The sequence below is a fragment of the Providencia sp. PROV040 genome (genome assembly GCF_032706145.1).
GTDB classification, from domain to species: Bacteria; Pseudomonadota; Gammaproteobacteria; order Enterobacterales; family Enterobacteriaceae; genus Providencia; species Providencia hangzhouensis.
The window spans coordinates 3,825,082-3,846,230 of record NZ_CP120530.1; the positions used below are offsets into that span (position 1 = coordinate 3,825,082).

General features: G+C 39.6%; 22 protein-coding genes. 8 read left to right on the forward strand and 14 right to left on the reverse strand.

Going from position 1 to position 21,149, the window contains the following annotated elements:
• Window positions 1-54: 54 nt before the first annotated feature.
• The 9 genes from P3L40_RS17740 to P3L40_RS17780 form a co-directional block, all read right to left on the reverse strand.
• Window positions 55-1,710: a hypothetical protein gene (locus tag P3L40_RS17740; RefSeq protein WP_136135584.1), complete on the reverse strand. Its 1,656-nt coding sequence runs from the start codon at window positions 1,708-1,710 to the stop codon at window positions 55-57.
• Window positions 1,707-2,648: a DUF4123 domain-containing protein gene (locus tag P3L40_RS17745; protein WP_316927984.1), complete on the reverse strand. Its 942-nt coding sequence runs from the start codon at window positions 2,646-2,648 to the stop codon at window positions 1,707-1,709. Before P3L40_RS17745 ends, P3L40_RS17740 begins: the two co-directional genes overlap by 4 nt.
• Window positions 2,641-4,749: a type VI secretion system Vgr family protein gene (locus P3L40_RS17750; RefSeq protein WP_316927981.1), complete on the reverse strand. Its 2,109-nt coding sequence runs from the start codon at window positions 4,747-4,749 to the stop codon at window positions 2,641-2,643. Before P3L40_RS17750 ends, P3L40_RS17745 begins: the two co-directional genes overlap by 8 nt.
• Window positions 4,750-4,818: 69 nt before the next feature.
• Entirely contained in the window at window positions 4,819-5,337 is a 519-nt protein-coding gene (locus P3L40_RS17755; protein ID WP_004246976.1) for an Hcp family type VI secretion system effector, read from the reverse strand.
• Between the two features lie 949 nt (window positions 5,338-6,286).
• On the reverse strand, window positions 6,287-7,285 hold the full coding sequence (locus tag P3L40_RS17760; RefSeq protein ID WP_210853353.1) for a hypothetical protein: 999 nt from the start codon (window positions 7,283-7,285) through the stop codon (window positions 6,287-6,289).
• A complete protein-coding gene (locus P3L40_RS17765) occupies window positions 7,282-8,301 on the reverse strand; it encodes a tyrosine-type recombinase/integrase (protein WP_210853351.1) in 1,020 nt (339 codons plus the stop codon). The genes P3L40_RS17760 and P3L40_RS17765 overlap by 4 nt, the downstream gene beginning before the upstream one ends.
• 3 nt (window positions 8,302-8,304) lie before the next feature.
• Window positions 8,305-8,973, reverse strand: a complete 669-nt coding sequence (locus tag P3L40_RS17770; RefSeq protein WP_196718200.1) for a hypothetical protein — start codon at window positions 8,971-8,973, stop codon at window positions 8,305-8,307.
• Entirely contained in the window at window positions 8,966-9,898 is a 933-nt protein-coding gene (locus P3L40_RS17775) for a hypothetical protein (protein WP_210853349.1), read from the reverse strand. The genes P3L40_RS17770 and P3L40_RS17775 overlap by 8 nt, the downstream gene beginning before the upstream one ends.
• A gap of 1 nt (window position 9,899) precedes the next feature.
• Complete coding sequence (locus P3L40_RS17780) at window positions 9,900-10,487, reverse strand: phage repressor protein CI (protein ID WP_210853357.1); 588 nt, start codon at window positions 10,485-10,487, stop codon at window positions 9,900-9,902.
• 139 nt (window positions 10,488-10,626) lie between these two features.
• Here P3L40_RS17780 and P3L40_RS17785 point away from each other — a divergent pair, with 139 nt between their 5' ends.
• The 6 genes from P3L40_RS17785 to P3L40_RS17810 all read left to right on the forward strand — a co-directional run bounded on the left by P3L40_RS17785 (window position 10,627) and on the right by P3L40_RS17810 (window position 14,328).
• Complete coding sequence (locus P3L40_RS17785) at window positions 10,627-10,851, forward strand: regulator (RefSeq protein WP_072502806.1); 225 nt, start codon at window positions 10,627-10,629, stop codon at window positions 10,849-10,851.
• A 30-nt stretch (window positions 10,852-10,881) separates the two neighbouring features.
• Window positions 10,882-11,391: a phage regulatory CII family protein gene (locus tag P3L40_RS17790; protein WP_210853347.1), complete on the forward strand. Its 510-nt coding sequence runs from the start codon at window positions 10,882-10,884 to the stop codon at window positions 11,389-11,391.
• A gap of 7 nt (window positions 11,392-11,398) precedes the next feature.
• Window positions 11,399-11,533 (forward strand): hypothetical protein, encoded by a 135-nt coding sequence (locus tag P3L40_RS17795; RefSeq protein ID WP_272693285.1) that lies wholly within the window; start codon window positions 11,399-11,401, stop codon window positions 11,531-11,533.
• A gap of 9 nt (window positions 11,534-11,542) precedes the next feature.
• Window positions 11,543-11,893, forward strand: a complete 351-nt coding sequence (locus P3L40_RS17800) for a DUF5347 family protein (RefSeq protein WP_109911412.1) — start codon at window positions 11,543-11,545, stop codon at window positions 11,891-11,893.
• A gap of 70 nt (window positions 11,894-11,963) precedes the next feature.
• Complete coding sequence (locus P3L40_RS17805) at window positions 11,964-12,215, forward strand: DUF2732 family protein (protein WP_239465976.1); 252 nt, start codon at window positions 11,964-11,966, stop codon at window positions 12,213-12,215.
• The gene (locus P3L40_RS17810; RefSeq protein WP_210853345.1) at window positions 12,208-14,328 is read left to right on the forward strand and encodes a replication endonuclease; all 2,121 of its coding nucleotides are present in this window, start codon (window positions 12,208-12,210) and stop codon (window positions 14,326-14,328) included. Before P3L40_RS17805 ends, P3L40_RS17810 begins: the two co-directional genes overlap by 8 nt.
• Here the strand turns inward: P3L40_RS17810 and P3L40_RS17815 are convergent.
• Both P3L40_RS17815 and P3L40_RS17820 read right to left on the reverse strand, forming a co-directional pair.
• On the reverse strand, window positions 14,321-15,418 hold the full coding sequence (locus P3L40_RS17815) for a hypothetical protein (RefSeq protein ID WP_210853343.1): 1,098 nt from the start codon (window positions 15,416-15,418) through the stop codon (window positions 14,321-14,323). The genes P3L40_RS17810 and P3L40_RS17815 overlap by 8 nt on opposite strands.
• A 41-nt stretch (window positions 15,419-15,459) precedes the next feature.
• Window positions 15,460-16,737, reverse strand: coding sequence for a hypothetical protein (locus P3L40_RS17820; protein ID WP_210853341.1), 1,278 nt, complete (start codon window positions 16,735-16,737; stop codon window positions 15,460-15,462).
• Window positions 16,738-16,864: 127 nt separating this feature from the next.
• On the opposite strand from P3L40_RS17820, the gene P3L40_RS17825 reads away from it, so the two are divergent.
• Window positions 16,865-17,071, forward strand: coding sequence for a hypothetical protein (locus P3L40_RS17825; RefSeq protein ID WP_072502799.1), 207 nt, complete (start codon window positions 16,865-16,867; stop codon window positions 17,069-17,071).
• Here the strand turns inward: P3L40_RS17825 and P3L40_RS17830 are convergent.
• The 3 genes from P3L40_RS17830 to P3L40_RS17840 are packed head-to-tail and all read right to left on the reverse strand — an operon-like array spanning window position 17,051 to window position 20,225.
• Window positions 17,051-17,368, reverse strand: coding sequence for an ogr/Delta-like zinc finger family protein (locus P3L40_RS17830; protein WP_162617359.1), 318 nt, complete (start codon window positions 17,366-17,368; stop codon window positions 17,051-17,053). The two genes, P3L40_RS17825 and P3L40_RS17830, sit on opposite strands and share 21 nt — an antisense overlap.
• Window positions 17,369-17,424: 56 nt before the next feature.
• Window positions 17,425-18,447, reverse strand: coding sequence for a phage portal protein (locus P3L40_RS17835; RefSeq protein ID WP_210853338.1), 1,023 nt, complete (start codon window positions 18,445-18,447; stop codon window positions 17,425-17,427).
• Window positions 18,447-20,225 (reverse strand): terminase large subunit domain-containing protein, encoded by a 1,779-nt coding sequence (locus P3L40_RS17840; protein ID WP_210853336.1) that lies wholly within the window; start codon window positions 20,223-20,225, stop codon window positions 18,447-18,449. The genes P3L40_RS17835 and P3L40_RS17840 overlap by 1 nt, the downstream gene beginning before the upstream one ends.
• 148 nt (window positions 20,226-20,373) lie before the next feature.
• Between P3L40_RS17840 and P3L40_RS17845 the strand changes: the two genes are divergently transcribed.
• Window positions 20,374-21,129, forward strand: a complete 756-nt coding sequence (locus P3L40_RS17845) for a GPO family capsid scaffolding protein (RefSeq protein ID WP_210853334.1) — start codon at window positions 20,374-20,376, stop codon at window positions 21,127-21,129.
• Window positions 21,130-21,149 lie beyond the last annotated feature (20 nt).

The window sequence follows — 21,149 nt, forward strand, 5'->3', positions numbered from 1 at the left end:
TATTTCCTAATATTAAGATTGTCGTCATACACAGTAAGTTGCTTAGTTTCATAATTACCCTTTTTCAAAAGTATTATTTATAGCCGCGCCTGCAATGGATGTCGGTACGGCATTGACTGCTGAAGTAAGTGCGGTTAATTCCGGTCGTTGTCTTTCAGGCACTTTTCTAGCTTGCCCTGTTAAATTAAAACGAATATCCGACTCGGTAAGTGCTAGAGGATCTGCAAACTGATAAATAGTCCATTCAGCTTCAAGAGGTGCACCTTCATAAATGGCGTCATCATCTCCTCCTAAAATAGAAACATCCGCTGTAAATTGAAATTTCAGCACAATACCATCATGACAAAGTACTAAGTCTATTCCATCATCATGGGCATCTAAAGCAAGTGCACCTTTTGTTTCAAATCGTAGATGAAATTCAAAACACGCTTCTAAAAAAAGGACATTGGCTTTGATATAAGCACCCGCATCGGCTTTAAAGCCTACCTCAAACTTATTATCACCATCAAATGCAAACTCTTGTTGCTTGTCAGGAGTTTGAGCCATCCCCACAAAACAGTGAACAGCAAAAGAGAAAGTAATATCAATATTAATACCCGCACTAAATTTATCTTTACCTTTTTTCCTTTCTTCTAAAGCTTCACGTAACTTACTTATACCGCTGCTCAAGGCTTTGCCACCATAAAGCGCAAGTACTTGCAAAACATCAATTTTAAATGACCCGCCCCAAAAAGGCTTCCCTTCTAATGCACAAACTAATCGAGCTGAATCACGCTGAGTCACATTCTCCATAAAGAAGGTTAATCCAATCTCGATATCTGAGAAATCGAAAGAGAAAATAGGATATTTATCGGCGAAAGGGGTCAATTTACCTTTTTGCTGATATAACAATTTTGTTTCGATATCATTAATAATTTGACTGACTTTCAATATACCTGACAAGTCATCAAGAAACGTTTTTGTTTCGCTTATTTGCTTAATGGGCGTTAAATTATAGGGATGCCCTGCTAGCTCATAAAAAAAGCCGACATCAATACCTAGTGAGGTCGTTTTGACAAATGGGATCGGCGCTAATGTCCAGCCTTTATGGTACTTATTCAGCTTCTTCGGTAAAGTATTTTTTCCAGGCCCTCCCTTGAGTCGTTCTGATTTTAATTTACTAATTTGCTTATCTTTTCGCTCTTTATCATTCGCTTCTCGAGTTTGAAAGGAGTAACTAAAATTGACAGAGAACCCAAACTTCACCGAAGGAATAACATCAAAGAACCAATCTTGTTTCGTACCAAGACAATTAGTCGCTGTAATATTGTACCTTCTAGGCGACTTGAACGCGTCAATCGGTGCTAACATATTGACAAAGGTATTGAGTAAATTACTTGCGCTAAAAGTACCCGCATCACGACTTGCATTATAGAAAATCGAAACCGATTGAGAAGAGCCCAAATTCAGTGTTTGTTCATAGTTCTTAGAAGTGAGTATTGCTTCATGCTGAGCATTATTATGTTTCTTATCATTGAGCAGGATTTCTAATGGAACCCCCTTTCCCTCATCAATCACTGTTTCCAGTGATATAACATCCACACCTCGCCACTCTAAAATCACCTTATCCTTTGAGGTGTCTTTGACAAGTAAATCCAGATAACAAGGTTCCGGTATGTCACACGTTTGCGTTGCACACCCTACTTTAGGTGATATTAATTTATCACTCATTGTCCATTTTCCTTTGTTAAGTCTGGCAACATATTTAAGATACGACTAGCCAAACTATGTACCCGATAATTTCCGGAGCCCGTTTCATTAGCTAAAGACACACGCCATTCTTCAGGAACATCTTCAATTCGATAAATTTGGTATAATGCCAGCATATAGGCAATTAACTGATAGGAATGTTTATCATCAATTCTGTGGTGCTGACAAAATGACGACAAATCACTCGCTAATTGCCAATTTTGCCGCCAAGTGGTTTCACCATAACGCTCTTGTATTTTTTGTGCTCTCGGTGCTGGTCGTTCAAACGCACTGACAACCCAATCCTCTAATGAAAAATCCATTTGTGATTGATAACTCATACTTTTGGCGTGAATAAAAAAGTAAATTAACTGGTCTAAAAATTGGCGTTCAAAAACGAGATTTACTGCATCATATTGAATGGGGGTAAAACGCATCAGCTTGCCCCCAAGCTTCGCATTATCCGGAAATCCACGGCGCTCACGCTCAAAGCGGGAAGCCGTTTCCTCTCCCCATAGCAATGTCTTCAGTTTCGTGATAGGACCTAAAAACACATGCAATCGCCAATTATCAAAGGTTCCAAGCACATCCCACACATTGCGAGGGTCATAAAAACGCCAAAAGACCGGCTTTTCTTGTCCCGGTATCATCACCATCAAGTATTTGCGCAGATGCTGACGTAACTCACGCATGGTTGCGTGCGTATAAACATAAATTCCCCAAGGCGTCTCTCGCGTACTTAACCAGCGTTGCACCTCTTCGGTCACTTCCACTAAATAGGGCGCTAATGACACAATTTCAGGTTGAATCGGTTCGCTGTATAGGCAACTCGCCGGCGGTTCGTGCTCGGCGAACAAATTAAAGACATCGGGCTCGGAAGCTGCATCGATAACGGCATAGCACGTTTCAGGTTTAACCATTTTCCGCCTCCTCTTGCCCTTCCTTCATGGGACAATGCGCCACAAAGGCCGCGCCACTGCTCGCAGCGGCTTTAAGTACCGCAGGGTTAGTTGCTTGCAGGATATCCCCAGGGCTTCCCCCTGAATTTAAGTTTATCGCCGGTCCTTTAATATCCACGCCACCGCTGTGAACAACGACAAAGCTTCCGCCCACTTTTAACGTGATTTTACTGCTGCTTTGTAAGGTGATATCCCCTTGTGCATTCACGCTGACCACACCTTGTATTGCCTTAACCAAATCCCCCTCAACCGAAAGGTGGTGGTCTCCTTCCACTTTATCTTGGTAGTTACCGGTTGTTTTGTGCGCTTGATTACCTTCAACCGTCACGGTCCGATTACTGGCAACAACCAGTTCATCGTTATGACCAATACTGGTTGTCCGGTCGTAATTAATCCGTTCACCCCGTGAGTTCAGCACATTGATGGCCAAATTCTTTTGCGCATGCAGATAGATTTCTTCTTGGCCTGCTTCATCTTCAAAACGCAACTCATTAAAGCCATCCCCTTTGTGGGTTTTGGTGCGAAATGTCGTGCGTGTTTTGTGTTTCGGTAAATCAATGGGCGGTCGATTACGGCCATTATAGGTACAGCCTGTAATAATCGGTTTATCTATATCATTGTTAAGATAGGAAATAATCACTTCCTGCCCAATTCTGGGGATGGACATAAACCCAAAGCCATCGCCGTTCCAACCGTGGGCGACTCGCACCCAACAAGACGCGCTATGGTCAGGTTTGCCGCGCCTGTCCCAATGGAAATAGACCGTAACCGCCCCTTGTGAGTTGGTGTAAATTTCTTCACCCGGTGGCCCGACAACGGTAGCCAGCTCATCCCCATCCGCTGTGGGTTTATACCGATAGGGCGGTCGCCACTCTTGGGTGCTGGGGATAAAGGAAAGCTGGTTGCTCAGTTGGGTGCCTTCACCGCCACTGTTATCGGCAAGGGGCTGCACGCCGTGGTGGGATACGCTAATCACTTGCCACGTCGTATTCATTCGAGGGCTAGGATGGTTAGACAAGGTAAAAATACGCCCCGGTGCTAACTCAATGCAGTTCGTCGTAGCCGTTCCTACTTGCCGCTGGTTTTGTGATTGTTCGTAGCGAATTTGGTTAAAAGGTTGCCCCTGCGCATCTTCTTGAAAGCGACCATAGCTTTCAAAGATTTCATGTTGTTGATGCACTTCCCCAGTGACTTGATGACTCAGCGGGTAAGAGGGCCTGAGTTGATTGTAGTCTTTATCCACGCGAATATCGCTGCACAACTGCTCGGCATAGCGCCATGTGGTGGCGGTGCTGTCGGTGATATCCGTTTCAGATTGCGGATTATAGGTGAGCGATATCCCCGCTTTCATGCCTAAATGACGATCACTGTAAAACAGTTGTGGGCCTTCTTCGAACCAGTAATTAATCCCTTCTTCGGCAGCGAGGCGGCACCAGAACTCATACATCGTTTCACGCTTTTGGGTGATATACTCGCGTTTTAGATGCTCTTCAGGGTGGTAAAACTGCTTATCAAATTTGATGTGAGACTCGCTTAATAGCGTCTCAAGAATGTTCGGCACCGTCATATTTTGGAAAATGCGGCTGTCCTGCTTAAGCGTCATCACCCACATTTCGGGGCGTATCACAAAGTGATACCAGGTTTTAACCCCATCGGTATTGCCTTGCTCTGCCCCGGCTAAAATGCCTTGTACCGTGCGAAGAATTTTTCCATCTCGCTTTACAGTCAACGAAGAGGCCACACCCAGTACCGTTTGAAAATCAATCTCGGGTAGCGGGCTGACCGCCTGAATCGACAGTGAAAAGAGCTGGGAAAGCCCTTCTTGTAAATCAAACTGGGTCACTTGAAAGGTATTTTCAGGTAACCCACCAATTGTGCAAGTGAATACCAATCCTGTCCCCATTTCGCCACTCATAATACGCTCTAGCAGTTGCCCATGGGCTTCTTGCAAGGCTTGGTCTTGTGCATAGGTTCTGCCACCCGCATACCCACCACCGTGAATAAGTGGGTTATTTTCGGGGCTGCCAAGTCGTTTGTTTTTATTGGGGTCTGTCCAAGACATGGGAATTTCCTCTACGGAAGAAAAAGCTAAAAACGCAAACGAGCCTCGAAAGGCTCGCTAAATTTGAACTTACGCTTCGAGCGGCGCACGCCAGTCATCAGCACCGGATGTGCCTGCAACGGTGTGTTCCCAATCGATTTTACGGTAAGACAGAGAGACTTCGATTAACTGCGTGAAATCCGCTTTCGCGGGGTCTTGGCAGTGTGGCATTTGGCAATCGATATTCACGATAGTCGCATCCGTTAATGTGGTGGTGAAGAAATGCTCTTGCTTCCCTTCAACCGATGTGCGGTACCATTTCAGTTCCACTTTCGGCAGCATTTCGCCAGACGCTAAGGCGTTATACAGCAGTGGAACGGCTTTATTTAACGCCACGGTGAAACGGAACGGCTTGTGCGCACGTTGGCCTGAAGGCTGGCCGGATTGTGGGTCAGTCGGTACAGTCACAACATGAGAAAATTCTTGCACCAGCATCTGGTCTTCATGACCTTGTACATAGATGTTACCCACTGAATCGGCAGTAAATGCACCGGCAGTGATGTTGCCTTGGGTTTTTCCCTCAATGGAAATATAACATGGAGTTGGCATAGCGATATCCTTTATCCAGAATGACAAATTGGGTTAAGTCGACATAATTATCGATTAATTTCCGTCATCTCAGCCAGTGCGCACGGTAAGATTTACTTGAAGGATAATAAAATCTGATGAATGATATGTAAACCTGAGGGCTGGTTTGTATCTCTCTAGGATAAGTGACTTAGCGTAAACGGGTTGAAATATCGCTATATAATTTCAGAAAAACACCAAAAACGAATCATAACAAAACAATCATCGAGCAAAAAATAGACCAAACTGCGATAAGCCCAGTAAGTTCTAATGTACATAGAAATAAACTATGTAACCAAATATTTCACACAGAAAAAATGAAACAACTCATTGATTAATAAAAATAAAAACACACTATTAGATTAACATTTAATTCCACAGGGATTAACCACTTTGACGGTGCAGTTTAATATTCTTTAAATGCGCATTTAAAGAATATTTTACTCCAACGCTTAGTGATTTATCGAATCAACATATAAAAAACATTTTTTTATGTCCGTTTTCCATTTTTTCAGAATTTTTGTCGCCATTTACGTTATACACTCTTTATTCTTTCCTATTGCGGATAAAATAGGATGGATAAAGGCAGAACACGTTGAACGGCAAAAACAATTTCACTGTTTTCCTAACGATAAGTGTTGAAATTGATTTTTAAAATGTTAAAACCGAAGACTCACAGCCAGTTAGATTGTGAGTTAAACACTCACGATAATGAGGTAAAAACAAAAAGGAGTTAGATGATTAACACCTAACTCCTTGATAAATTTGGTGGCCCCTGCTGGACTTGAACCAGCGACCAATCGATTATGAGTACGTTCCCTACCCTTTATAAATCAATAAATTACATATTTATCAAAAGGATAGAAAACGGTAACTATTGGTTATTCAGGAGGGTTCTGGTTCTCTGCCGCCAGTTTGTCGCCAATTTAAATTAATAGAGATTACTTAAATCTTTTTGGATATCTTTAATTTTGTTTTTAATGTCATTCAAACTAGGTAAAAGAATATTAATATCTTCATCTGGATATAAAACAACCATAATCTCTGAAATTATATTTACAATATCCTCTACAAAGTAAAGTGAGTTACTATAAAGAGTGATATAACCATTTTTAACATCAGGATAATATTCAAAATCAAACTCATTATTTACAGTTTTCATTTTTTTATAAAGCGGCGAGCCTTCACTTAGCCACTTATCGTAATCATTAATTAATGAGCTTTTTTTCTCTATATAAAATATATTTTTTATATTATTCAAATATAAATCAACATCTAGAAACTTCATCTTATCTTTATGTATTAAATTTTGATTTTCATCGTAATCCTCAAGTAAACTAAAAATATCCAGTGTACTAAACCCAGCGGAGAATAGCGTTAGCTGATTAAATTTTATTATATTACTTTCAATTTCATCCGATAAACATTTTGCCATTTTATCTTCATAATTATATGTTTTAAATGCAGATATATGTAACGATGTGAACTTTGTGATTTTTTCATCATTAACAGTTATAATTGAAGATAATTGTTCATTAATAAATTTTCTTTTAGAAAAATAAATATCTATCCTATTTTTCTTTTGTGCTTCTTCTAATTGTTCTTTAGCTGTTTTTATTTGAAGTTCTGTTTGGTAGGAACGATGTGCATACACAACAAAAGCACCCAATATTGGTGATAATGCTAGAATCCCCAATGAAAATTTATTAATTTCTAAAAAATTATTATATCCATCAGCATCATGTTTAAATGGATAGTCAGAGCCTAAACACACCATAAAATATAAACTACTGATAATTGGGAAAATCACAGCTAGCCGAAAGAGCCATTGTTTATGCAAGCTCTCTTCATTTAAAGTGAACTTTCCCTTATGCCTTATCATCCAACGGATAAAAAATCCGACAGCTACAACATATACAATGAAACTCATATCTTTTGCCTTACCAAAGGATTATAAACCAGTGCATCATTAAGATGATCTGGGGCGAAATGGGCATACCGCATTGTCATTTTGATATCGGTATGCCCAAGGATTCTTTGTAATACTAAAATATTTCCACCTGACATCATAAAGTGAGATGCAAAAGTGTGGCGTAAAACATGTGATGATTGCCGTTCGGGTAACTCAATACCTGTGCGCTTTAACGCTGAACGAAACGCAGAATAACAGGATTTAAATAACCGCTTTGAGCCTTTCACTTTCGGTAACTCTGCAATTAATTCTTCGCTGATAGGAATAGAACGGTTGCGCTTCCCTTTTGTCTTGGTAAAAGTCACCGTATTATTTCGAATCTGTATGGCAGTTAAATTCTCAGCTTCCGACCATCTTGCCCCTGTTGCTAAGCAAATTTTAACGACATGAATTAAATCAGCCGATGAGCTATTTTCACACTCAGTCAATAACAGCTTAATTTCATCATCAGTTAAAAATGCCATTTCCTGTTCGTCGGTTTTATAAGAACGAACTTTAGCTAATGGATGTTCTAAGCCCCACTCATCAAGGCGAATCAACTCATTAAACATGGCTCTAAAATACGCCAACTCTAAATTGACAGTACGAGGTGTGACTGTTTTTAAACGTTCAGTACGGGTTATTTCACCGCTTAAGCGCTTTTCACGGTATACCGAAAACATCTTGGCATTAAATTCAGTCGCTAGCGGGTCACCCATTGCATCACAAGCAAAAATCATAAGTGATTGGCGTTTCTCACCATCCCCTAACGTCACACCATGTGCACGATACCAGGTATCCACTAATTCAGTCAGCTTGCGTCTATCCTGCTTCTCGCCCAGCCACGGCTTATCTTCCGTCTGCTCAACGATATGGCGCTCATAGGCGATGGCTTCACCTTTTGTGGTGAATAACTTTCTTATTCGTCTACCTGTTCGCCCGTTAGGATAAAGCTCAACTTGCCAACGTCCGTCAGGTTGTTTTTTTATTGTCATTAATTATTTTGAGGTTAATGTATTAGATACTGATGAGGAAAAAATAATACCAAAAACCAATAAATAATAATCAAGACCATTATTAAATTCAGAGATTGGTATTATAAATAATGAAAATACGGAAAGTAATATCAACATCATTAATAGTTGCGTAACACTTTTCTTTCTTTTAAGTTTAATTATGATACATCTTAAAAATTTATTTTTAACTTTAAAGAATTTATTTGAAACTTCTTTAATTATATAGAACAAGGATGATATAAGAACCCCATACAAAGAACCAGATATCACAGCATAAAAAGAAACTAATTCTTTAAGCTCTAAAGATAATATTTGAGCCAATTCAAAATGTATAAATGTTAAAAAAACAATATAAGAAACACCAAGAAAAACACTTATCAGTCTCATCTCGATACGATCGTCAATCTTCTTTTTTTTATTATCAATAATATATAGCTTCAAAAAAAACACAGTTAATAATAATGAGAAAAATATAAACAATGAAATCTGTTCAATGTATGTAATTCCAATATTCATAGGCTTTTTAATGAAAATAACAAAGTCACTATAATAAAAAATCATAATAGAAACTTCAGAAATAGCCACCATGATAAAAAATAGTATATAGTAGTTTTTTTTACTTTGATAAATCTCATCTAGTTTATTAGTCATATTTAGCCACTTCAATTAACCAATCATGAAAATAATATTTTTTATGGCCTTCACTTGCCATCATCGTTTGAATTTTTCCAACTGCAAAAGTCCTATTTTCATTCCTTACATGGCAATAACCTGCAACATACTCATCGCCATATCCATTCTTTTTATATTGAGTAATATCAACAGTTCTTTTTGTTTTTCCTGAACTTGAAAGATAAGTGAATGTTGTCGGGATAGGAGAAAACTCCGCGATTACATGGATTTCTTTTGCTGCGTATCTGATTTCTTTTGCATACTCAAAAAGCTCATGAAGGTCTAATTTAAATACCTTTCTACAAAGCTCTTTGAAATCATAACGAGATGAGCCAATGGTAACAGCGGTAATAATTTCTTTTTCTTCTATGGTCGATACTTCACCAGTATCTATGTTAGTTAGCTCTAGATTAAACTCGCCATTTTCATAAAGATATAGTCTAGTAAATATGCCATATAACTTACTATCCTCACCTCTAAGACGTAGTGACAACGGCTTGGTTGTTCCTTGCCATATAAGTGATTGCCCATTTTTCATAACATAGGTTGTTACTTCTGGCTCTATGTCATTATTGGTAACCTGTTCTTTTTTGATAATCTCAGGTTCTGCCACTATATCCTGTGATTGCTGAGTAAGTTTTCTATTTGAAAATTCTTTTGCGGCTAATTGCTCTACTTCCATATTTCTTTTAGGTTGCTTGTTGCCCTGATCTTTTTTTATTTTCTTAGGGATAAACCACCACTTGGATAGCCCTATAATCAAAGAGACAACAACGAGTAACATAACGGTAGAAACCGTACGGTTAATTTCTTCGGACGAAAATGTCTGAACTAAGCCAGCTATGAAAAAAAGAACTAAGAAAGAAACTATCAATATTTTTATTATTAATAAAATAGCTCTCATATTAGTAATCCTTGATTTCCTTTATTACCTTTCCAATAATTATTAAATCTTTCAACTCACAATCAAACGCCATACCTACACCAGAAACACGGACACGCTGCATAGGCATTCGGGTTAATTCTCTGATGCTAACCTTGCCATCAATTTGAACTAACCATTTACCATCGTAGACCTCACCGAATTGGCGATCTACGATGTAATAATCTTGGCCATCTTGAACCATAATTGGCTCTTTCGGGAATGGAACACCCTGCTTGAATAAAACTTTATCAAACATGGCCATGCCAGCATTGAATTGCTCGCCATCGATAATTTTAAATTTTGGCAGGCGTAAAACGTCTAATTCTTCTTCATCAAACATTTTGCCTTGGCCTGTTGCCAACCATTCTAGGTTAGCGCCTGTTTCAGCGACACAGCGCACAACTAGATCAGCTGGAAAGTTATCTCTCTTGTATCTACCTGCAAGACTACTTGAAGCCATTTCAAAGTGCTGTGCGAGCATCAGCTTAGAACTAAATCCATAAGCTTCAATGATACGATCAAGAACTGGCGCGCTTTCGCCAAACATCTCTAAATGAAATTTTCCCATAGCCATTCTGTCAAATTCGCTAAAAGCTACAATATATTTGACTTGTAGTTAAATACGAAATAGACTCACCTTAGTTTGTAGTTAAAGACGAATAAAACCGGATGCGACCGGATAAAACACGAATAGGAGATTTTGCCTTATGAGACCTACAATTTCAATTAACATTCCATCCCCTTACCTCACAATTGAGGCATTTAGCCAGCACTCAGGGCTTTCAAAATCAACCATCCGCGACATGATTGCCGATGGTCGTTTGCCTGTCCGTGGCAAATCTGCCGATATGAAACGAGGAAAAGTACTAATTAACCTACTTGCACTTTATACGGATGCATCGAAAGGCTGTGATGTTTCGCTTAATGCGTAACTGATTATTCGCTTTTGGAGAATTTAAACCATGTTTGATTATCAGGTTTCCAAACAAGCGCACTTTGATAATGCCTGTCGGGCATTTGCCACATCCCACAAAGGTGAGCTTGCTCAGATTGCGAATGATATCGGCATGAACCCACAAATGTTACGCAATAAGCTAAACCCTGAACAGCCGCACTTAGTCACCTGTGCAGACCTGTTTAAACTAACCAATGCCACCAAAGACCCATCACTATTAGATGGTGTGTTGGAACAACTGAATTGCCAGCCATCCGTCCCGATGACAGATATTGGTGATAACAATGTGCAAGGTTATCTATTAGGGGCAACTGCAGAGGTCGGTAAGTTAGCCAGCCATATGGTTAATGGAGTACATGTTAACAGCACAAGGTCAGCGGAAATTAAGCAAAGCGTGAACAATGCGATCCGTTGTTTAGCCTTAGTTGGCGTGACTATCTCAGAACGTTTTCATTCAAACCCTGCATTAGTATCGGCAATTGATACGGTGGTAGGTTTTGGCCAATCAATGGTGTGAGGACAATATGACTCAAGCACACAAGCAACAATATAAATACAAAGTTACGGGCGATTCATTTAAAGCAAAATCTAACAATGAGTTAAAAGTGATTATCCCTGTAATTGTTTTTGCCACTATCTATTTACTTGCAAGAATATAGGTGGAAATTATGTATCAGAACCCAATAGAGCTAGAACAACGCGCCCAATATATGCAATTAGACCAGCGTATTAATGGGCTTAATAAAACATCAGAAATTAAATCAAAACACTTTGGTTTAAAAAATGATGAGCTGAAATATTTTATAAAAGAAATGCGCGACCGTTTTAATGAGCATCACGAAGAAAATAAAAAGTTTTTAGGCGTTATTTTCTATATGGCGAATATTGATAAGAGCCGCCATGATTGCCAATTTGAAGATCTCACCACGAAAGAGATTTTTAATATCGTCAAAGCCATTAATCACATAAAAGCGATTAGCGCATTTTTACCGAAAAACTTAGCTTTACCCCTTAATTAAATAACCGACAAAAATTAATGACATTGATTTGTCAGGGTTTTTTACACGCTAAATTTAGGAAAACAGATAAATGAATATACCAGAACCGATGTTTACACCTGTATATGATTTAGGTAATGGCGAAGATACCACGATGCTTGCTGTCATAAAGCAGAACCGTGAAGATGAAAAGAATACACGTTCGATTATTTTCGCTTCTCGCTTACGTCGCCTTTCCAATCAAGTCATGAAAGACAAGCTGGATTATGCGCAAATAGCACAACTGTTAGAAAGTGAAGCCAATCATATCGAACACCAGGCGCAAGAACTGAATTATGTTTGAAGCGCAGGAACACAATAGCGACGTATATATTTCAATACGTCGCCATCAAGAAGCCAATAAGCCAGAGTTGCCGAAATCAGCGACTCTGGCTGAACGCATTATGTGGGATGCTAATAGAGATGATGCAGAGTGGCGTCATGAAATTATTGCGCATGTCCCCGATTTCCTTGCCATCTATTTTGCGACCAAATACGCCAAAATCTTTAAAAAATCAGGTCGTCGTCGTGCCAATGAATTTTTACGCAAAACCGCTAAGAATGTATTGCCACGATTTGAACGTGTGATGAAACAGTATGAATTTAAACACTATGCATCGGGTAACGTGCCATTTCCTTTTATCGAACAACTGGAAAATATCGCTCAGTTAGATAGAACGGTTATCAAATCACTAGCCAGTGATATTGCTGGCTTTATGAGTGAAAACTACCAATCAGCAACAGAGCAATACGCGAACAACGACCAAAAAAATGAATATGAAGCCCGTGAGCGCTTAGACAAAACCTATTCATTTATCGCTAAATTAACGCTTCAATCAGGCACACAACCCCCTTATTGGCAACAATTCACCCATGGCCGCAAGAAACCAACCGACGATCAGCTATGTGCAGCACTGCTACGCATGTTTGATGCTGCGTGGTGGTACCGTCGTTTAAAACGTTTGTGCGATGTAAAACGTGAACACCTCGCGATTGCGATTGGCCAGGTACAAAAATCAGCGTCCCCTTATGTTTCTAAAACGACATTACATCGGTGGGTAGAACAAAAGCGCGCTAACTGGCAATACCTAAAAGATTTTGAGTTAGAAGATGAGGACGGCAACCGTTCTGATTTATCAAAAATGGTATTGGGTAGCGTGGCTAATCCTGCCGTTCGTCGTTGCGAATTGATGGCGCGAATGCGTGGCTTTGAGGATTTAGCTGATGAAATGGGTTGTGTGGGCGAGTTCTATACCATCACTGCACCTTCAAAATATCATTCAGCTTACCAAGCAGGCGGCTTTGTCACTAATTGGATGGGTAATGATCCACGTGCAACACAAAAGTACCTTTGTGGCGTTTGGCAAAAAATTAGAGCGGCCTATGCAAGAGCTGGCATTCGAGTGTTTGGCTTTCGTGTTGTCGAACCTCATCACGATGGCACACCTCATTGGCACATGTTGTTATTTGTTCGCCCTGAACAAGTCGACGAGCTGCGCGATATCTTTTGTTATTACGCTCGGTTGGAAGATTCAGAAGAACTGCAATCTTATAAAGCGCTAAAAGCCCGTTTTCATGTAGAACCAATCGACAAAGAGAAAGGTAGTGCAACAGGCTATATCGCTAAGTACATCAGTAAGAATATTGATGGTTATGCGATGGATGATGAAATTGATGAAGAAACAGGACAAAAAGCCAAAGAAATGGCGCGTTCGGTTTCGGCTTGGGCATCACATCATAAAATTAGACAGTTTCAGCAAATAGGCGGTGCGCCTGTGTCTGTATGGCGCGAATTACGTCGTATGGGTGATGATATCGAAGCATCAACAGGTTTAGATGTTGAGTTTGCCGAAGTCCACAAAGCGGCAGATACAAGCAATTGGAGCGAGTACACGAAATTACAAGGTGGTGCCTTTGTACGTCGTGCTGACCTTATTGCGCGCCTTTGGTATGAGCGTGAGGAAAAGACCAACGCCTACGGTGAGCCCGTCGATTGCATCAAGGGGGTTTACTGTACTTTAGTGGGTAACGACTCCCCAATTATCACACGTATTAAGAACTGGCAGATTGTGCCGAAGTTAGCCGAAGCGACAGCGGAGGCTGGTTTTGATGGCGCGATTAGCGCCCCTTGGAGTTCTGTCAATAACTGTACGGAGGTTCTCGGTACGGTTAAAGATAGAAGTGTGGCCATCAATAATATTGTGGATGCAGCCAAGTCGATTGGGATAATTTTTGACCCAGATAAGGATAAACCAATGTTGTTTTCGTTATGGAAAGGAGCTGTTTATACAGAGAATGGCCAAAGCGTGAGGTTTCACGGGAATGGCCATATTCAAAGGGTTGTGACTATGGAGCAGAAACGGAAATCGCATCAAGGGAGGTATAATCAAGTGCTAAGTAGATCCACTATTATGTGATATTAGATTCATAGTGTTGTTTAATAGGCTCAAATAGTTTTATTACCTCTTCACTTAGTTCATTAGTAATTGAGTAATATTTTTCTGTAACTAATTTTTTTATTTCATTGATGCCATCTGGATCATTTAAATTTATAATGTCTAGTATTTTATCAAGCGTGTTTATGACTACCCAGATGTAAAAAACAATATTTTCAATCATATAAAGCATAGTGTCACTTCTTTGATATGATTTTAGTTCATCAATGAGGTTATTGTTTTTTTTATTAAATTCATCTCTCATTTTCTTTGAGGCGATTAGTTTACCGCTCAATTTTTTAATTAAATATTTTTCGGGTTTATCCTCACCGCATTGTATATGGAAATATTTTAGGAATTCATCGATTAACTCTGATAGATGTTGTACCATTTGAATGAAATTACTGTTTTTGGTAGATTCACTTATACTTATCTTATGTAAGATACTCCCTAATTCAAAATAAATTAAGTCTAAATAACCATTTAAGGAGTTTATGAATTCATTGCTGATATTTTCATTGACACCATTAGAAATATTAGATTTCTTATATATTTTTTTATATAGTGCATTAGGAGATGAAATTGTTAAGACTAAACCTTTATCTATATCTCCATATCTTTCCGAAATGGATTTGAACTCATCAATAATAAATTTATGGTGAGCATAAAAACTATCTGAAATATTTTTCTTCTCAGAAACGGAAATTTGTTTTTCAGTCTGTATTGTTCTATGAATATTAGAAACTATAACTCCAAAGATAGGAGATAGGGCTAGTACACCTAATGGGAGCTTACTTTCATCAAAAAAAGCTTTAAATCCAGCAGAATTGAAACCTATCTCATTAGACAAAAAAACAAAATACTCTAGGTAAAAGAAGATGCCGATAGGTACTATAATTCCTAGCCAGAACAAGTATTGCTTATCTAGACTATCTGATTTTATCTCAAAAGAAACCTCTCTAGTTCCTTTTAAGGATGCATCAGTTACTAAATAAGATATAGCAAAAAGTACTGCTATGGTGATTAACAGCATAATTACTGGCATTTGTTCAATTGGTGATATTCCTATCATATTAATATCCTTTACTTAATGTTATCTGTAACTAAAAAACATTAGTCATTAAAAGTTTTAGATAAATAATAGTTATCTGAAAACTGACTGAAATTTGAATTAAGCCATTCAAACTCATCACTTGATAATATTGAATCTAACTCACTATCTAAACTTGGGTCATAAACACTATCTGTAGTTATTATTTTGTAAATTTCCTCAATTAAATAATTAGTAATTTCAATTAGTTCTGATAACTCAAGATGAATTTTCATAAGTAAAATAGAACTTTCTGCATAGTATTCGTAATCTTTAGAATAATACTCCTGACATTTGTATTTCGTTTCATCTAAGTCTAATGATATAAATGCTTTATTAGTATAAATGAAATTTTTTAATTTTGGAAAATCATAATTAACATCTACCTTCAATAAATAAAATAAATCTTCTAGCTTTGAAACAATAGATTCCAAGTGATTGTAAATACTAAAATCATCATCATTAGAATATAATATAATTAATGGACTTCCACTATTTATATATTTAACTTTTAAATTAAAGTCATTTAAAAGTACAGACATTTTTTTTACTTCAGAATCTAATCTCTTCACAAAAATGTGTTCTAGCTTTATGTCGAAATCTTCATTATTTTTATCTTTGTAGAATATCTCACCATATAGACTTATTTTATTGTCTATTTTAAAACTTATTTTTAAATCACTGTCTAAATATCCAACATATTTTGACCCAACGAGTTCTTTAAAAAATTCCTTTATTTCTTTGTAACTAATGGTCTTTTTTATATTAATCTCACTAATTTTTTCAATTACATATTTATAATGTGAATAGAATAAATCCAGATTATTTTTTTTTCTGGCTATTATAAACTGATCTTTTGCTATTGTTATTTGCTTTTCGGTTTTTTTTATTTGCTCTTCTGTTTGAATAGTTCTATGTATATTGGCAATAATTACCCCTAAAGTTGGTATTAGCGCTGATATATAAATAGCTGCCGAACTGGCTTTAAAAAAATCTTCTATTTTTTCAAATGACAGCAAATCAGGATTTAATATAATAATTTGATATTCAACCCATCCAGCAATTATTAGGGGGGCAGTTATTCCAATCCAAAATATAGGTTGCTTAGCTAAATTGTTATCATTCAAGTTTACAAGCATCTTTAGTGGCTTTAATGCTTTAACCTGATAAAAGAAAAATGAGCCTATTTTAAATTTATAAAAATTATCACTGTTTAGCTTTTCACCATATTCGTGCATAAACCAATCAGAAATGATGCAATATAAAACAAAAAGTATTAGTAACGAATAAATAGTATCCATACCACCCCCTATCAAAATTTGCACAGAATTCTAATCGATCAAAAAATTTTAAACTACCTCTTTCATACCAGGCAAATTTACTGTATAAATAACCAGTAAAGTGATTTTATGTAAGAGGATCATGTAGATGCTAGAGGCGTCAGTGGCGTTGGAACGGATAGAAATCATCGCCAGGTTTGGGAGTTTGGATTTATGTAATGATAAAGAGCGCCAAGTTGTATTAGCGCTGATTATGGAAATCGCAGAGGACACACGCAGAATTGAGAAACATAAAATAAAAAAGTCACTCGAAAGTGACCAACGAAAAATAGCTTTAAACGGGGCTGGACTTTAACAAGTCTAGCGCCATTTGGCGCTGTTCTGGATTTAAATTCTGTATCATAGAGCCAATCATTTTATTACTTTTCGCGCTTGGGCTAATCGTATGGTCAAACGTCAGGCTTAACACATAAGTATGGCCGCATTCGACGTCACTGCATGCACAATAGAGATCTGAAATTTCACGATGCTTTCTATTTGATTTACGAATAATCGCCTTTTCCCCGCATTCAGGGCAGAATATTTTTAATACTCGCATGTTCCAAATCTCCGCTTGATAATGACCCCGTAATTTTACCTTATTTTTGCGCATTTTTCATTTCCCTATGACCGTTAAATTCCGTAAATATCATTAATTCTGCGTTATTCTTAATTCAATTGGTGGCTATCTTCTTGAAAAGTGATCTTTAAATGATCGGGTACCTCATCATCATTATTTATCGCGTTGGCAAACATGCGCTGAACAGGAATAATTTCATCTTGTCGATAGGCTTCACGGGCATTGCGAGGGTCACCTAAGCCGCCAACATTGCCAGGAATAATCCCCGCTAACCCCGCAGGGAAACGGTGTGCGGTTAAAATATCCTGTGCGCTGATGTTTTTCACATTACTAAATTCATCATTGGCCGAAATATCCCCCACAGGAATAAACTTGATGCCGTCCGCATCCCCATTGGGAATATGCACAAACATGGTTTCAAAGTTACCAATCCCTTTGCTTTGCTCTAACTTTTTGGTGATCATCACTTCCACTTCATCGGTGAGCATTGGGTCATTACAAAAAATCATCCCCCCAGTATGTGCCCCGTTATGGTAGTAACGACGGCGAAAGATGGTCGCCTCACTGTTTAACATGGCCGCATGAATGCCCCCGATATAATCAGGGATGCCGTAAACTTGCTGTTGGGGGTCATATTGCTTGATGTAAATCACATCGTCAGGGGTATAAACCATCGGCTCACCTTCTTGCAAAATCACAAAATCATCATTTTTACGACGACGCATAAACAGTGCAGGCAGCACATACAGCCCAACCACTTCTCCGTAATAATTGCGCAGCTTTAAGATGGGCGTATCACCAAACACAATATAATCCAATACACTGGCACGCAGCTCCTGATGCGTGAGGCCACCGCCTTGGTAATCCGATAGCACCATATTGGAACGCGCATGAATAACGCCCCCGTGTTGGCCATTTAAATTCACCAATTGCGCCAAGGCAGTGCGGTCTATGGGCAAGCTGTAATGGTCATAATCATTGTCATACCAAATGTTTTGGTATTCCGTATGGGTGGTTAAAATCGGTTCTGGCTTGCCTAATGTGATGATGTTCATCGATTTTTGGCTCGTAGTTTGTTTCTGTGCAGTTTTCCGTAACTTTTTCTTACTCATCATGCAGCCTTTTGAAATTTATATTTAGATTTACGCTGTCTTTCATTGTTTAGCGGTTCGTTGGCCACGGCGTGTGACGTGGCAAAAAACACGTCTGCGTGACCCGTTTCCTTACTGCGATCCGCGATAAAGGTCATCGAACCCCCTTTACCCGTGGTGGTGTGCCGAATGGCTAAGAAGCTGGCCATAATTTCTTTTTGCTCAACGTCCCAGGCAATGCGCAGCTCATCCACCAAATCAATCATTTTGAGCACCAATTGAGTTTTGGTGTTTTGGCTGTAGTGAATGGCCGTCGTAACACGCGGCGCAAAATCAGCTACCATCTCATACACCCCGTGACCAATCCCCGTGGTATCGATGCCGATATGGGTAAAACGGTATTGGCTGTACAGGTCTTGAATTTGTTTGGCTTGGTGTTTCCAGCTCATGCCCTGCCAATAAAAGGTGGCGAGGATGCGAAAATATTCCCCTGCCACCAAAGGCGGTGCGACTATCACAAAGGTGGACGTATCCCCCGAACGCGCGGGGTCATAACCGCCCCAAACCTCTCTATCACCAAATGGCCGCGGCGCATTAATATCGTGATCATCCCAAACACCAATATCAATGGCACACTTTTCAAGGTCGTTATATTTGAAAACGGATGCGCCACTGTCCACAAATACGCACATATACAGCATGTTAAAGGTGTCTTTGTTATAGCGGTTGCGCAGTTTTTCAATGGATGCCAGGTTAAATCCGTTGCGGACGGCATCTTCAATGGTAATGACATAGCGCCACTGGCCATCGGGGCAATCACGGCCACCGTCTTGCATCTCTTCAAAGCTTGGGAATTCCACATTTTTACGTTTAGCATCACTACCGCGCCACTCGTCACCTGTCCAAAACGGGTAAGCAGGATGGGTTTTGGCGCTGGGCGTCGAAAAATAGGTGGTGCGCCATTTATCGTGGGTTGCCATCGCAGAGGCGACTTCATTCAGGCGTTTAAAATCAGGCACCCAAAAATATTCATCGCAATACAAATGGCCACTGTAGGATTGTGCGGTGTTCTTATTGGTGGATAAAAAGCGCAGCTCTGCACCATTGCTTAAACGGATAGGGTTACCCGTGAGCGTGACCCCGAAGAATTTATCCGCGATATTGACGATATAGGAGCGAAATACCTCGGCTTGTGGTCGTGAAGCGGATAAAAAGATTTGCGGGTCGCCAGTGAGTACTGCATCTTCAAACGCTTCAAAGGCAAAATACCACGTTGCCCCGATTTGGCGTGATTTGAGGATATTGCGAATGGCTTTTTTAATATTAATGCGCAGGTGTTTTTGGTAGCCAAATAGCATTTCATCCGCGAATTTCTGAAAGTCTTCAGGGGTCAGTTCAGAGATATCATTTTTCTTATAACGACGTTTTTTCTTACTTTCGCCATCGTCGCTTGCACTGTATTCCCCGCCAGACTCCGCTTGCGCTTTGATTTCAGCCAGCTTTTCTTTGTGCTTATTGGCCTGCGCCATCAATTTGACGTGATGGGCAATCAGCCTGTCGAGCTCCTCCAGTTCAAGTTCCGTTTTTTTATTGCGCTCCGATAACAGCGCAATGCGCCGGTTAATTGCCTCCAACACGCTCTCATGGTTGAGCATATCCGCCCAGCACCATTTTTGCGCCCAATAGTAGACAATCCGCCTGTTAGGCAGGTTAAGTTCCTCCGCGATTTCAGCAGGGGTATAGCGTCGCAAGTAAAGTGACTTGGCGACCTGTATTTTTGCATCTGAGTGTTTAGCCATAGTGGTGCCATTGTGCAATGTTCAGAAATTGCAGGCATCTACCTGTTTTCGGTAATGGCGGGATAACCGAACTCAACCATTCGCACCGTGAATAAGAATTGGCAATACTGATGGCTCAAAAGGAACGGAATGCAGCTAAGGATTTTGAATGTCGCAATTACGCACAACATGGCTCTGCATTGCCACGGAAGGTGAAACCGTTGATGGTCGGGAAATTCTGCCAGAGGAAATTATCGAAATGGCAGAAACCTATGATACCGATTTGTACACCGCCATGATTTGGCCTCGGCACAATAAGCCAGGCGAAGACCGCGGTGACCCACTGGGAGAGGTCATTGAGTTACAAGCGGATACTGATGAAAGCGATACGTTACGTTTATATGCCGTATTGCGGCCATTTGCTCGTTTGTTGGAAATGAACAGCCAAAACCGTGGGGTGTTTACCTCGGTTGAAATGAATCCCGATTTTCGCAATTCAGGCGTGACATATTTAGAGGGCTTGGCGGTAACGGACACCCCAGCCAGTGTAGGTACGACAAGGCTCGACTTTGGTCGTCAAAAACAAAGGAAACGAAAAATGGCAAAACCCGCAAAGAAAACATGGCGTCAGCACTTTGGCATTGAAGAAGTCAAAGAAGAAAAGCCAACCGAAACCACCGTTGATGATGAGGTGTTATCGGGCATGGCAGCAGATTTGGCGGCAGCACTGACTAAAATCGCTGAATTAGAAACCATGTTGGAACAAGCGCAAAGTGATGTGGAAGTGGTGAAAGAGGTCGTGGACACCGAAGATTTCGCCAAACTGCGCGATAACTTACCTGAAATCACCAAATCATTCAGCAAAGTAGCGACCCCACTCCCAGGGAAAAACCCCGCAGGCCGTAAAGAGTTTGTACACCTCTAATCCGTTGTGATTAGAGCCCA